Source organism: Streptomyces sp. NPDC032198 (genome assembly GCF_040636975.1).
Lineage (GTDB): Bacteria > Actinomycetota > Actinomycetes > Streptomycetales > Streptomycetaceae > Streptomyces.
Map to the genome: position 1 here is coordinate 474,348 of NZ_JBEZVL010000006.1, position 13,651 is coordinate 487,998.

At 68.7% G+C, this 13,651-nt stretch carries 13 protein-coding genes; all 13 read left to right on the forward strand.

The genetic code is table 11. The features are described 5' to 3' along the window. Nucleotides 1-17 precede the first annotated feature (17 nt). The 13 genes from thrB (at nt 18) to atpE (ending at nt 13,614) form a co-directional block, all read left to right on the forward strand. Nucleotides 18-935, forward strand: coding sequence for a homoserine kinase (gene thrB / locus AB0E78_RS18915; protein ID WP_361833594.1), 918 nt, complete (start codon nt 18-20; stop codon nt 933-935). A gap of 373 nt (nt 936-1,308) precedes the next feature. Then, nucleotides 1,309-3,438 carry a transcription termination factor Rho gene (gene rho / locus AB0E78_RS18920; RefSeq protein WP_361833596.1) on the forward strand — a complete coding sequence of 710 codons (2,130 nt, stop codon included), beginning with the start codon at nt 1,309-1,311 and terminating at the stop codon, nt 3,436-3,438. Nucleotides 3,439-3,765: 327 nt separating this feature from the next. Then, nucleotides 3,766-4,890 carry an LCP family protein gene (locus AB0E78_RS18925; RefSeq protein ID WP_361833598.1) on the forward strand — a complete coding sequence of 375 codons (1,125 nt, stop codon included), beginning with the start codon at nt 3,766-3,768 and terminating at the stop codon, nt 4,888-4,890. A gap of 149 nt (nt 4,891-5,039) precedes the next feature. Beyond that, nucleotides 5,040-5,258, forward strand: a complete 219-nt coding sequence (gene rpmE / locus AB0E78_RS18930) for a 50S ribosomal protein L31 (protein ID WP_361833600.1) — start codon at nt 5,040-5,042, stop codon at nt 5,256-5,258. Between the two features lie 134 nt (nt 5,259-5,392). Beyond that, on the forward strand, nt 5,393-6,469 hold the full coding sequence (gene prfA / locus AB0E78_RS18935) for a peptide chain release factor 1 (RefSeq protein ID WP_361833602.1): 1,077 nt from the start codon (nt 5,393-5,395) through the stop codon (nt 6,467-6,469). Between the two features lie 48 nt (nt 6,470-6,517). Beyond that, on the forward strand, nt 6,518-7,363 hold the full coding sequence (prmC, locus tag AB0E78_RS18940) for a peptide chain release factor N(5)-glutamine methyltransferase (RefSeq protein ID WP_249587746.1): 846 nt from the start codon (nt 6,518-6,520) through the stop codon (nt 7,361-7,363). Between the two features lie 47 nt (nt 7,364-7,410). After that, nucleotides 7,411-8,058 (forward strand): L-threonylcarbamoyladenylate synthase, encoded by a 648-nt coding sequence (locus AB0E78_RS18945; RefSeq protein WP_361833605.1) that lies wholly within the window; start codon nt 7,411-7,413, stop codon nt 8,056-8,058. Then, nucleotides 8,055-8,696, forward strand: coding sequence for a protein-tyrosine-phosphatase (locus tag AB0E78_RS18950; protein ID WP_361833607.1), 642 nt, complete (start codon nt 8,055-8,057; stop codon nt 8,694-8,696). The genes AB0E78_RS18945 and AB0E78_RS18950 overlap by 4 nt, the downstream gene beginning before the upstream one ends. A gap of 121 nt (nt 8,697-8,817) precedes the next feature. Beyond that, a complete protein-coding gene (gene glyA, locus AB0E78_RS18955) occupies nt 8,818-10,089 on the forward strand; it encodes a serine hydroxymethyltransferase (protein ID WP_361833608.1) in 1,272 nt (423 codons plus the stop codon). 130 nt (nt 10,090-10,219) lie between these two features. Further along, the gene (locus tag AB0E78_RS18960) at nt 10,220-11,554 is read left to right on the forward strand and encodes an MraY family glycosyltransferase (protein ID WP_361833610.1); all 1,335 of its coding nucleotides are present in this window, start codon (nt 10,220-10,222) and stop codon (nt 11,552-11,554) included. Nucleotides 11,555-11,813: 259 nt separating this feature from the next. Continuing rightward, on the forward strand, nt 11,814-12,251 hold the full coding sequence (locus AB0E78_RS18965) for a hypothetical protein (protein WP_361833611.1): 438 nt from the start codon (nt 11,814-11,816) through the stop codon (nt 12,249-12,251). Between the two features lie 276 nt (nt 12,252-12,527). Further along, nucleotides 12,528-13,295: a F0F1 ATP synthase subunit A gene (gene atpB / locus AB0E78_RS18970; RefSeq protein WP_361833613.1), complete on the forward strand. Its 768-nt coding sequence runs from the start codon at nt 12,528-12,530 to the stop codon at nt 13,293-13,295. A 76-nt stretch (nt 13,296-13,371) separates the two neighbouring features. Continuing rightward, on the forward strand, nt 13,372-13,614 hold the full coding sequence (gene atpE, locus AB0E78_RS18975; protein ID WP_361833615.1) for an ATP synthase F0 subunit C: 243 nt from the start codon (nt 13,372-13,374) through the stop codon (nt 13,612-13,614). The last annotated feature ends 37 nt before the right edge of the window (nt 13,615-13,651 follow it).

Consider the following 13,651-nt stretch of genomic DNA (forward strand, 5'->3'; position numbering starts at 1 on the left):
AGGAGAGTCATCGAGCGATGGCCGGTCCCGCGTTCCGCGCCGCCGCCGTCCGGGTGCGCGTCCCCGCCACCAGCGCCAACCTCGGCCCGGGCTTCGACGCCCTCGGCCTGTCGCTGGGTCTGTACGACGACGTCGTCGTGCGGGTGGCCGACACCGGACTGAACATCGACATCGCAGGTGAGGGCGGCGAGACGCTCCCGCGCGACGAGTCGCATCTGCTGGTACGTTCCCTGCGCACCGCCTTCGACCTGCTCGGCGGACAGCCGCGCGGGCTCGAAATCGTCTGCGCCAACCGCATTCCGCACGGCCGGGGCCTCGGCTCGTCGTCCGCCGCCATCTGCGCGGGCATCGTCGCCGCGCGCGCCGTGACGATAGGCGGTGACGCCCGGCTCGACGACAACGCCCTGCTCGAGCTCGCCACCGAGATCGAGGGCCACCCCGACAATGTCGCCGCCTGTCTGCTCGGCGGCTTCACGCTCTCCTGGATGGACGGGGGAGCGGCGCGGGCGATCAGGATGGAGCCCGCTGATTCCATCGTTCCGGTGGTTTTCGTACCGGGAAAGCCCGTCCTCACCGAGACCGCGCGCGGACTGCTCCCGCGCACCGTCCCGCACGTCGACGCGGCCGCCAACGCGGGCCGGGCCGCACTGCTCGTAGAGGCCCTGACCAGGCGCCCCGAGCTGCTGCTCCCCGCAACCGAGGACCGGCTCCACCAGGAGTACCGCGCACCCGCCATGCCCGAGAGCGCCGCATTGGTGGAACGCCTGCGCGCGGACGGTGTCCCGGCGATGATCTCCGGCGCGGGACCCACGGTCCTCGCGCTGGCCGACGAGAGCGCGGCGGACAAGGTCGCACGCCTCGCGGGAGAGGGCTGGGCGGCCAACCGTCTGGCACTCGACGCGACCGGCGCGAGCGTGCTGCCGCTTGCGCCTTGAACAGCTGGTAGCCGGATGAGAGAGGGGGAATGTTTGTTGGATCCGGTAGTGTTAACCTCAAGTCTGCACCCGACCCCACCATGGCGAGGTGCTTTGTGTCCCCGTCCGGGACATCCATCCTTCCGGGAGCCTCCCAAACTGCTCTGTGCCCCGCACTGAGCGGTGCCGAGCACGCTCCGGAACCGGCGTGACCGAGCCGAGTGACACCGCACCTCAGTGGCACCGCACCGGGAATCGTCATCACCAGTGAATTCTTCCGCCGCGCGTTGGCGGACCACCGCCCCGGCACGGTCCACACACCAAAGGACCTCCGGACAGCACAACCGGTCGCCGAGCCAGACAGGCCGACGTCCGCTCCAGGGAAGGACCCTTCGTGAGCGACACCACCGATCTGATGGGCGTGACTGCCGACACGCCCGCCACGGACGCCTCTGCGGCGCCTGCCACCGGTGCTTCGGCCGGGTCCCGGCGGCGCCGCGGCACCGGCCTCGATGGCATGGTGCTGGCGGAACTGCAGCAGGTCGCATCCGGCCTCGGTATCAAGGGCACTGCGCGGATGCGCAAGAGCCAGCTGATCGAGGTCATCAAGGAGGCGCAGGCCGGCGGGGGCGCCCCCGCGAAGGCTGCCGCGCCCTCCGCTTCGTCGGCCGAGGCCGAGACGAAGCCCAAGCGCCGCGCGACCTCGAAGGCCCGGACGGGTGAGGACACCGCAGCAAGCTCGACCGGCACGGACAAGGCCGCCAAGGCGAGCAAGGCCGACAAGGCCGAGCAGCCGGCGAGCGCCAAGGCCGAAGAGGCCGCCCAGCAGCAGATCGACATCCCGGGCCAGCCCGCGGGTGCCGACAAGGGCGAGCGCCGCGGCCGTCGTCGTGCCACCGCCGACGCGGGCAGCCCGGAGACGGTCACCGCCGAGGCGAAGAACGAGCCGAAGAGCGACGCCAAGAACGACAAGAACGACAAGGGCGACGCCAGGACGGACGCGTCGTCCGAGGCCAAGGGCGACGGCTCCGGCGACAACAACGCCGACGGCCGCCGCGACCGCCGTGACCGCCAGGGCCGTGGCCGCGACCGCGACCGCCGTGGCAACAAGGGCGACGAGCAGCAGGGCGGCAACCGCCAGCAGGGGGGCGGCCGTCAGGACCGCCAGGAGCGGGGAGACCGTCAGGACCGCCAGGAGCGGGGCGACCGTCAGGACCGCGGCGACCGCCAGCAGCGGGACCAGCGCGACAACGGCCCGCAGGACGACTTCGACGACGAGGCGGGGGGCCGTCGCGGCCGCCGTGGCCGTTACCGCGATCGCCGTGGCCGTCGTGGCCGCGACGAGTTCGGCGGCGCCAACGAGCCGCAGGTCGCCGACGACGACGTACTGATCCCCGTCGCGGGCATCCTCGACATCCTCGACAACTACGCGTTCATCCGGACGTCGGGCTACCTCCCCGGCCCGAACGACGTGTACGTGTCGCTGGCCCAGGTCCGCAAGAACGGTCTGCGCAAGGGTGACCACGTCACCGGCGCCGTCCGTCAGCCCAAGGACGGCGAGCGCCGCGAGAAGTTCAACGCGCTCGTCCGCCTCGACTCGGCGAACGGCATGGCGGCCGAATCCGGGCGCGGGCGACCGGAGTTCAACAAGCTGACGCCCCTTTACCCGCAGGACCGGCTCCGCCTGGAGACCGACCCGGGCGTGCTCACGACCCGGATCATCGACCTCGTCGCGCCGATCGGCAAGGGCCAGCGAGGCCTGATCGTGGCACCGCCGAAGACCGGCAAGACCATGATCCTCCAGGCGGTCGCGAACGCGATCACCGTCAACAGCCCCGAGTGCCACCTGATGGTCGTCCTGGTCGACGAGCGTCCGGAAGAGGTCACCGACATGCAGCGGTCGGTGAAGGGCGAGGTCATCTCCTCGACCTTCGACCGTCCCGCCGAGGACCACACCACCGTCGCCGAGCTGGCCATCGAGCGCGCCAAGCGTCTCGTCGAGCTGGGTCACGACGTGGTCGTGCTCCTCGACTCGATCACCCGTCTGGGCCGTGCGTACAACCTGGCGGCCCCGGCCTCCGGCCGCATCCTGTCCGGTGGTGTCGACTCGACCGCGCTCTACCCGCCGAAGCGCTTCTTCGGTGCGGCGCGCAACATCGAGGACGGCGGCTCGCTGACCATCCTGGCCACCGCGCTCGTCGACACCGGCTCGCGCATGGACGAGGTGATCTTCGAGGAGTTCAAGGGCACCGGCAACATGGAGCTCAAGCTCGACCGGAAGCTCTCCGACAAGCGCATCTTCCCGGCGGTGGACGTCGACGCGTCCTCCACCCGCAAGGAAGAGATCCTGCTGAACGCGGAAGAGCTCGCGATCGTCTGGAAGCTGCGCCGGGTGCTGCACGCGCTCGACTCGCAGCAGGCCATCGAGCTGCTTCTCGACAAGATGAAGCAGACGAAGTCGAACGCCGAGTTCCTCATGCAGATCGCGAAGACGACCCCGACGCCGGGCAACGGCAACGACTAGTCACCGCGCCGCAAAGGGCCGCCCCCGTCATCCGACGGGGGCGGCCCTTTGCGTGGACGGGGGGCGTGAAGGGGGCGGTGAATGACCTTGGCCACACACCTAAGAGATTCTTACGGTCACGGGCAGTAGCCCCATGGCGGTAAAAACCGCAGGTGAGAAGCTGGAAGAGCGGGGAAGGAGTGCACGAAGTGTCACGAGCGCGCGCCGGGGCGCTCACAAAGCGTCGTGCAACCCTTCTTTCGGTTTCCACGTCTGACAAGTGACGACAAACCGCGCCTGACCCTGAAAGCAGGGGGTACCCGACCCCAGACGAGGACCGAGGAGCACATGAGCGACGAGAGCGCACCTGCGGCGGATACGGCACCGAAGCGCTCCCGGGGTGGTGGCGGCCGGCGGCGTAAGCCGCGCGAAAAGCGCAGCAAGGTCCTCGTCGTCACCGCGTGGACCGCCGCGTCGGTGGTCGTCCTGGGCGGTGCCGGTCTCGGCTTCGTGTACTTCAAGCTCAACGGCAACATCAAGGGCGTCGACATCAATGCTGCCCTCGGCACGGACCGCCCCGAGGACGTCGACAACGGCTCGCAGGACATCCTCGTCCTCGGCTCCGACTCCCGCTCCGGCGACAACGCCAAGTACGGCAGGGACGAGGGCGCCGCCCGCTCGGACACGGCGATGATCGTGCACGTCAACAAGGGTCACAAGTCGGCCAGCGTCGTCTCCATACCCCGCGACACCCTCATATCCCGTCCCGAGTGCAAGACGGACGACGGTGAGACGGACCCGGGCGGCCGGCGGCAGATGTTCAACACGGCGTACGAGGTCGGCGGCCCCGCCTGTGCCGTCAAGACCGTGGAGAAGATGTCCGGCATCCGGATGGACCACTACGTGGAAGTGGACTTCACGGGCTTCAAGAAGCTCATCAACACCCTCGGCGGCGTCGAGATCACCACCAAGAAGGCGATCAACGACAAGGACAGCCACCTCAACCTCAAGGCCGGCACGCACCAGCTCACCGGCGAGCAGGCACTGGGCCTGGTCCGCACCCGGCACGCCGTCGGCGACGGCAGCGACCTCGGCCGCATCCAGCTGCAGCAGGCCTTCATCAAGGCCCTGATCAACCAGGTCAAGGACGTAGGCGTCTTCAGCAACCCGAAGAAGCTCTACGACCTCGCGAACGACGCCACCAGCGCCATCACCACCGACTCCGACCTGAACGACGTCAAGAGCCTGGCGGGCTTCGCGGGCGGCCTCAAGGGCATCGGCGCGGGCGACATGAAGATGGTCACGCTGCCCATCCAGTACGACCCGGCGGACCCCAACCGGGTCCTGCCCCTGGAGAAGGCCGACCAGCAGGTCTGGGACGCGCTCAAGGCCGACAAGGCCATCCCCAAGTCCGCCACGGAAAAGTCCGCGGGCGACAAGGGTGACGCGCGCGACGTCGTGACCAGCGACTGAGGGCGTTCCCGGCCCCGCCGGGAATAGAACGGAACCCACCCCGGTTTGGGCAGATGCGACCAGTCCTGGCAGACTGGTCCGTCGGCCCCGGTTCACGTATGAGCAATCCGCGCGTACGACCCGGCGCCCTCCCGAAACTAGGAGACACCTTGAAGCGCGACATCCACCCCGAGTACTTCGAGACCCAGGTCAGCTGCACCTGTGGCGCGGAGTTCACCACCCGCAGCACGATCGCCAGCGGCACCGTCCGTGCCGAGGTCTGCTCCGAGTGCCACCCGTTCTACACGGGCAAGCAGAAGATCCTCGACACCGGTGGCCGCGTGGCCCGCTTCGAGGCCCGCTTCGGCAAGGCTGCAGCCAACAAGTAGCGAGCCACTGCGCCGGTCTTCGGCCGCTCCCGGGAGGGGGCGGTTGGGACCGGCGCTTTGCCGTCTGACGCAGCAGCCACCTTCGCGTAGAACCCTTGCGCAGCACCTTCGCGTAGAAAACTCAGGAGACCCCGATGTTCGAGGCGGTCGAGGAACTGATCGGCGAGCACGCCGATCTGGAGACGAAGCTCGCGGACCCCTCGGTCCACGCCGACCAGGCCAACGCGCGCAAGCTCAACAAGCGCTACGCCGAGCTGACCCCGATCGTCTCGACGTACCGCGCCTGGAAGCAGACCGGCGAGGACATCGCGACGGCCCGTGAACTGGCCGCCGAGGACCCGGAGTTCGCCGCCGAGGTCAAGGACATGGAGAAGCAGCGCGAGGACATCACCGAGAAGCTGCGGCTCCTCCTGGTGCCCCGGGACCCCAACGACGACAAGGACGTCATCCTCGAGGTCAAGGCGGGCGCGGGCGGCGACGAGTCGGCGCTCTTCGCCGGCGACCTGCTTCGCATGTACCTGCGGTACGCGGAGCGCGTCGGCTGGAAGACCGAGATCATCGACGCCACCGAGTCCGAGCTCGGCGGTTACAAGGACGTCCAGGTCGCCGTGAAGACCAAGGGCGGCAACGGCGCGACCGAGCCCGGCCAGGGCGTCTGGGCGCGGATGAAGTACGAGGGCGGCGTGCACCGTGTGCAGCGCGTGCCCTCCACCGAGTCGCAGGGCCGGATCCACACCTCCGCGGCCGGCGTCCTGGTGACGCCCGAGGCCGAGGAGGTCGACGTGGAGATCCACGCCAACGACCTGCGCATCGACGTGTACCGCTCGTCGGGCCCCGGCGGCCAGTCCGTCAACACGACCGACTCCGCGGTGCGCATCACGCACCTGCCGACCGGCGTGGTCGCCTCCTGCCAGAACGAGAAGAGCCAGCTGCAGAACAAGGAGCAGGCGATGCGTATCCTGCGCTCCAGGCTCCTTGCCGCGGCTCAGGAGGAAGCGGAGAGCAAGGCCGCGGACGCCCGCCGCAGCCAGGTCCGCACCGTCGACCGCTCCGAGAAGATCCGGACGTACAACTTCCCGGAAAACCGGATCTCGGACCACCGCGTCGGCTTCAAGGCGTACAACTTGGACCAGGTGCTCGACGGCGACCTCGACGCGGTCATCCAGGCCTGCGTCGACGCGGACTCCGCGGCCAAGCTCGCCGCGGCCTGAGCCCCGACCGCACCCGCCCATCGCTCAGCTCAGCCCCGGAGGACCAGCGTGAACCTGCTGCTCGCGGAAGTGGCCCAGGCCACCCAGCGGCTGGCCGACGCCGGCGTGCCCTCGCCGCGCAACGACGCGGAGGAGCTCGCCGCCTTCGTGCACGGCGTGAAGCGGGGCGAGCTGCACTCCGTCAAGGACACGGACTTCGACGCCCGGTACTGGGAGACGATCGCGCGCCGTGAGGCCCGCGAACCGCTCCAGCACATCACCGGGCGCGCCTTCTTCCGTTACCTCGAACTGCAGGTCGGCCCCGGTGTCTTCGTGCCACGCCCCGAGACCGAGTCGGTCGTCGGATGGGCCATAGACGCCGTGCGCGCGATGGACGTCGTCGAGCCGCTCATCGTCGATCTCTGCACCGGTTCCGGCGCCATCGCCCTCGCCATGGCCCAGGAGGTCCCGCGCTCGCGTGTGCACGCCGTGGAGCTCTCCGAGGACGCCCTGAAGTGGACGCGGAAGAACGTCGAGGGGTCCAGGGTCAAGCTCTCCCAGGGCGACGCGCGTGACGCCCTTCCGGAGCTCGACGGCCAGGTCGACCTGCTGATCTCGAACCCGCCGTACATCCCGCTCACCGAGTGGGAGTACGTCGCTCCGGAAGCCCGCGACTACGACCCGGAGCTGTCGCTCTTCTCCGGCGAGGACGGCCTCGACCTGATCCGCGGCATCGAGCGCACCGCCCACCGTCTCCTGCGGCCCGGCGGCGTCGTCGTCATCGAGCACGCGGACACGCAGGGCGGCCAGGTGCCGTGGATCTTCACCGAGGAGCGGGGCTGGGCGGACGCGGCCGACCACCCCGACCTGAACAACCGGCCGAGGTTCGCGACGGCCCGCAAGGCAATGCCGTGAGCACATCCACTTCAAGTCAGCTGTACGTGTACGAGGAGGCCAGCTAAATGGCACGGCGATACGACACCAACGACGCGACCGACCGTACGACCGGTCTGCGCGAGGCCGCGTCGGCCGTCCGTCGTGGCGAGCTGGTCGTGCTGCCCACCGACACCGTCTACGGGATCGGTGCCGACGCCTTCTCGCCGGAGGCGTGCGCCGACCTGCTCGACGCCAAGGGCCGTGGCCGCAACATGCCCACGCCCGTCCTCATCGGCTCCCCGAACACGCTGCACGGCCTGGTCACCGACTTCTCCGAGTCGGCCTGGGAGCTCGTCGACGCCTTCTGGCCCGGTGCGCTGACCCTGGTCGCCAAGCAGCAGCCGTCGCTCCAGTGGGACCTCGGGGACACCCGTGGGACCGTCGCGATCCGGATGCCGCTGCACCCCGTCGCCATCGAACTGCTCACCGAGGTGGGCCCCATGGCCGTCTCCTCGGCGAACCTCACGGGCCACCCGGCCCCCGAGGACTGTGACGCCGCGCAGGAGATGCTCGGCGACTCCGTCTCCGTATACCTCGACGGCGGTCCGACGCCGGGCATCGTCCCGTCGTCGATCGTGGACGTCACCGGGAAGGTGCCGGTCCTGCTGCGCGCGGGTGCCCTCGACGCGGAGGAGCTCCGCAAGGTGGTACCCGACCTCGAGGTGGCGAATTGACAGCCCCTGAGACGGGGCGTGGCATAGCGGCTTATCCCGACTCGTTCCGCATCCTCCACGTCAGCACCGGCAACGTATGCCGCTCGCCGATCACTGAGCGGCTCACCAGGCATGCCCTGGCCGACCGCCTGGGTGATCCCTTCACCGGCGGTCTGATCGTGGAGAGCGCGGGCACGTGGGGGCACGAGGGCGCCCCCATGGAGACCAACGCCGAGGCGGTGCTCGCGGACTTCGGCGCCGACGCGTCCGGCTTCAAAGGACGCGAGCTCCTCGACGAGCACGTCATCCGCGCCGACCTCGTCCTGACGGCGACCCGGGACCACCGGGCGCAGGTCATCTCGATGGGGCACTCGGCCGGGCTGCGCACGTTCACGCTCAAGGAGTTCACGCGTCTCGTACGGGCCATAGACCCGGCGACGCTGCCTGATCCCGAGGGTGGCGTGATCGAGCGCGCCAGGGCCCTGGTGAGGGCCGCCGCGGCGCTGCGGGGATGGCTCCTGGCACCCACGGCGGAGGCGGACGAGGTGTACGACCCCTACGGTGCGCCGCTGCCGTTCTTCCGCTCGGTGGGCGACGAGATCCATGAGGCGCTCGACCCCGTGGTGACGGCGCTGACGGGCGTGCGCGCCAAGGCTTAAACCTTTCTCTACGCTCCCGGCGCGGGCCGTACGCGAAAGATCCGGCCCGACACCGCGCGGGCACCGTGTGGCAGGCCTACATTGGAGGGACCCTCACCCCTCGCGAGGCCCGGAGCCCAAGATGCCGGTCAGCACCGCACCCACCGCCGCCCCGACGGCGCCCGCTGACTTCGGCGCGCTCCGCCGTGCGGACCCCCAGATGGCGGAGATCCTCCTCGCCGAGCAGGACCGGCAGGCGTCCAGCCTCCAGCTCATCGCCGCGGAGAACTTCACCTCGCCCGCCGTGCTCGCCGCGCTGGGATCGCCCCTGGCCAACAAGTACGCCGAGGGTTACCCCGGCGCCCGCCACCACGGCGGCTGCGAGCTGGTGGACGTCGCCGAGCGCATCGCCATCGACCGCGCCAAGGCACTCTTCGGCGCCGAGCACGCGAACGTACAGCCGCACTCCGGTTCCTCCGCCGTCCTCGCCGCGTATGCCGCGCTGCTGCGCCCCGGTGACACCGTCCTGGCCATGGGCCTGCCCTACGGCGGGCACCTCACGCACGGCTCGCCCTCGAACTTCTCGGGGCGCTGGTTCGACTTCGTCGGCTACGGCATCGATCCGGAGACCGGCCTCATCGACTACGACGAGGTCCGTGCGCTGGCCCGCGCACACCAGCCGAAGGCGATCGTCTGCGGCTCCATCGCCTACCCCCGGCACATCGACTACGCGGCCTTCCGCGACATCGCCGACGACGTGGGCGCGTACCTCATCGCGGACGCCGCCCACCCGATGGGCCTGATCGCCGGGGGAGCGGCCCCCAACCCCGTGCCGTACGCCGACGTCGTCTGCGCCACGACCCACAAGGTGCTCCGCGGCCCGCGCGGCGGCCTGATCCTGTGCGGCACGGAGCTCGCCTCCCGCATCGACCGGGCCGTGTTCCCCTTCACGCAGGGCGGTGCGCAGATGCACACGATCGCCGCCAAGGCCGTCGCGTTCGGCGAGGCGGAAACCCCGGCCTTCACGGCCTACGCCCACCAGGTCGTCGCCAACGCCCGCATCCTCGCCCAGGCCCTCGGCGCCGCGGGCTGCGCGATCACCACCGGCGGCACCGACACGCACCTGATCCTGGCCGACCCCACGCCCCTCGGCGTCGACGCGCACACCGCCCGCGGCAGACTCGCCGCCCACGGAATCGTCCTCGACACCTGCGCCCTGCCCTACGCCGACGGACGGGGACTGCGCCTCGGCACCGCGGCCGTGAGCACCCAGGGCATGGGGGACGCGGAGATGGTGCGCATCGCGGGCCTCTTCGCCGACGCGGTGCGCGACCAGTCCAAGGAGGCGAACGGCTCGAAGGCACGAGAGGAAGTGCGTGAACTGGTGGGCAGATTTCCGCCGTATACGGCCTAGGTCGGGGTAGGTGCGTCAGGGGAAGGCGCGTACTCGTGCAACCATCGTCGCTACCCGGAAGTCCCCAACCATATGCACGCAGAGCTAGGGTGTGGGGCTGAGATGGCCAGCGATACCTGTGGGGAAGCCCGTGCGTGAATACCTCCTTACGCTCTGCATCACGGCCGCGGTGACTTACTTGCTGACCGGCCCGGTGCGGAAGTTCGCGATCGTGGCCGGCGCCATGCCGGAGATCCGCGCCCGCGACGTACACCGGGAGCCCACGCCCCGGCTCGGCGGTATCGCGATGTTCTTCGGGCTGTGCGCCGGTCTCCTTGTCGCCGACCACCTGCCGAACCTGAACGACGTCTTCGAGCGGTCCAACGAACCGCGCGCACTGCTCTCCGGCGCCGCCCTGATCTGGATCATCGGCGTCCTGGACGACAAGTTCGAGATCGACGCCCTGATCAAGCTGGGCGGCCAGATGATCGCCGCCGGCGTGATGGTCCTCCAGGGCCTGACGATCCTGTGGATCCCGGTTCCCGGCTACGGCATGGTCCTCCTGGACCAGGGACAGGGCACGCTCCTGACGGTCGCGCTCGTCGTGATCACCATCAACGCGGTGAACTTCGTGGACGGCCTCGACGGGCTCGCCGCGGGCATGGTGTGCATCGCGGCGACGGCGTTCTTCCTCTACGCCTACCGCATCTGGTACGGCTACGGCATCGAGGCAGCGGCCCCTGCCACGCTCTTCGCCGCGATCCTGATGGGCATGTGCCTGGGCTTCCTGCCGCACAACATCCATCCCGCCCGGATCTTCATGGGGGACTCGGGCTCGATGCTGATCGGCCTGGTCCTCGCGGCGGGTGCGATCTCCGCCACGGGGCAGATCGACGGTGACGCCCTGAGCCTGAACTTCGGGGGCAGCCGCGATGCCACGCACGCGATGCTCCCGGTCTTCATCCCGCTCCTGATGCCGCTGACGATCATCGCCATCCCGTTCGCCGACCTGGTCCTCGCGATCGTCCGGCGTACGTGGAACGGCAAGTCGCCGTTCGCCGCCGACCGCGGCCACCTCCACCACCGCCTCCTTGAGATCGGCCACTCACACAGCCGCGCGGTGCTGATCATGTACTTCTGGTCGGCGCTGATCGGCTTCGGCACGGTCGCCTACTCGGTGCACTCCGCCAGCATGTGGATCCTGTTCGCCATCGTCGCCCTGAGCGCGGTGGGTCTGGTGCTGCTCATGCTGCCGCGGTTCCGGCCGCACATCCCGCGCTGGGCGGAGTCCTTCGTGCCGCCGCGATACCGGCGGCGCAAGCGGGCCACCGCGGAGGAGTCCGCGAGCGACGGGGCCGCCGTGACGGATGAGGCGGACGCGGAAGCTGACGACCGTCCTCCGGTCGGGTCAGGCGTCAACGGGGCGACGGCCGTTGGCACTCGCTCGCGCTTCGAGGATCGGCGCAAGGCCGGCTCGTCGAGCTGAAGCGATCGCCAAACTCGCCCAATACCAGACAAGTTGCCGCGCTGCGTGCACAGACGCGCGGATTAACTCTCATGTGTGACAGCGAGCACACCTAGCAGGTAAAGACCTCATCAAATAGTTTGTGATACCGTTCACGAAACCAGGGGATAGAGCCGAAGGACCGTAGTGCGACGGTCCATTGGCCCGAGGGACACTCTCGACCCCGGACTACGCTCGTCCATGACGACACCCTGCCCCCTTCAGTAAGCGGAGCGCCGCCATGCCGTCTCAAGACACCCGAACTCTCCTTCAGTCCGCCGTACCCACCGCTGCCGTCGGCGCGATCGCCGCAGTGGTCAGTGGTGTGGTCGCGGGCGGCAAGGGGGCTATCGGTGCTGTCGTCGGCACCCTGGTGGTCATCGCTTTCATGGGCGTCGGGATGTTCGTGCTGCAGCGCACGGCGAAGGCGCTCCCTCATCTGTTCCAGATGATGGGCCTGCTGCTCTACGTCGCCCAACTCCTGCTGCTTCTCATCTTCGTGGGCCTGTTCAAGGACACCACCCTGTTCAACCCGAAGGCATTCGCCGTCGGGCTTGTGCTGGCGACCGTCGTCTGGATGGCCACGCAGGCCCGCGCGCACATGAAAGCCAAGATCCTCTACGTCGAACCCGACTCCGAGCAGAAGGACAAGCCGGAGAAGTCGGGGTCTTCGACGTGATGGGTAGGGCCGGGATAAATGCGCGTTCGAGATGCTGCTATCGTCCGGTGCCAACTGCGGCACTGCTGGCGCGGGCATCCGAGCTGACGCCTGCACGATCGCGAGGCTCGATGCCTGAACGCCGCGCCCACATCCGAAACACCAGTCTGGTGCCGAACCGCGGCTGCGCGCCGCGCCGACACGACAACGAGGTTGCCGTACCTATGCGTCACGCCGAAGGAGCCCGCGGTGAGTGCTGACCAAACTGAGCTCGCCTTTGACTGGAGCTGTCGGATCATGTCCGACGGATGCGGCTTCCCGGCTCCGGGCCTGCACTCGTTCCTCTTCAAGCCGATGTTCGAAGTCGGCGGGTTCGAGTTCAACAAGGTCATGCTGCTCGCCCTTCTGACCACGCTCGTCGTCGTCAGCTTCTTCTACGCCGCTTTCGGCAAGGCGAAGGTCGTCCCGGGCAAGCTGCAGATGGCAGCCGAGGCCGGCTACGACTTCGTACGCCGCGGCATCGTCTACGAGACGATGGGCAAGAAGGAGGGCGAGAAGTACGTCCCCCTGATGGTCTCGATGTTCTTCTTCATCTGGATCATGAACATCTGGTCCGTGATCCCGCTGACCCAGTTCCCGGTCTCGTCGGTCATCGCGTACCCGGCCGTGCTGGCACTCGTCGTATATCTGATCTGGGTGCCCCTGACGTTCAAGCGCCACGGCTTTGTCGGCGGCTGGAAGAACATCACCGGCTACGACAACTCGCTCGGTCCGATCAAGTGGCTCGTCTCGTTCATCGAGCTCTTCTCGAACCTGCTCGTGCGTCCTTTCACGCACGCGGTGCGACTCTTCGCCAACATGTTCGCGGGTCACCTGATGCTGGTGATGTTCACCGTCGCCTCCTGGTACCTGCTGAACAGCGTCATGATCCCGGCTGCGGGCGTCTCGTTCGTCATGACGATGGTCATGATCCTCTTCGAGCTTTTCGTGCAGGCCGTCCAGGCGTACGTCTTCGTACTCCTCGCCTGCTCGTACATCCAGGGCGCTGTCGCCGAGCATCACTGAGCTCCCTGACCCCCTAACCCCCAGATCGCCCGGTGGCCAACCCCCACCGGTCCTTGAAAGAGAAGGAAGAACCGGCATGTCCGCTCTCCAGACCCTCGCCGCCGAAGGCCTCCACGGTTCCACCGGCTCCATCGGTTACGGCCTCGCTGCGATCGGCCCCGGCATCGGTGTTGGCATCGTCTTCGGTAAGGGCACCGAGGCCCTGGCCCGTCAGCCCGAAGCTGCCGGCCTGATCCGCTCGAACCAGATCCTCGGCTTCGCCTTCTGTGAGGCGCTCGCCCTCATCGGCATCGTTATGCCGTTCGTGTTCGGTAAGTAGTCACTGCTTACTGACACTTTTCGACGAAAGGCATTGA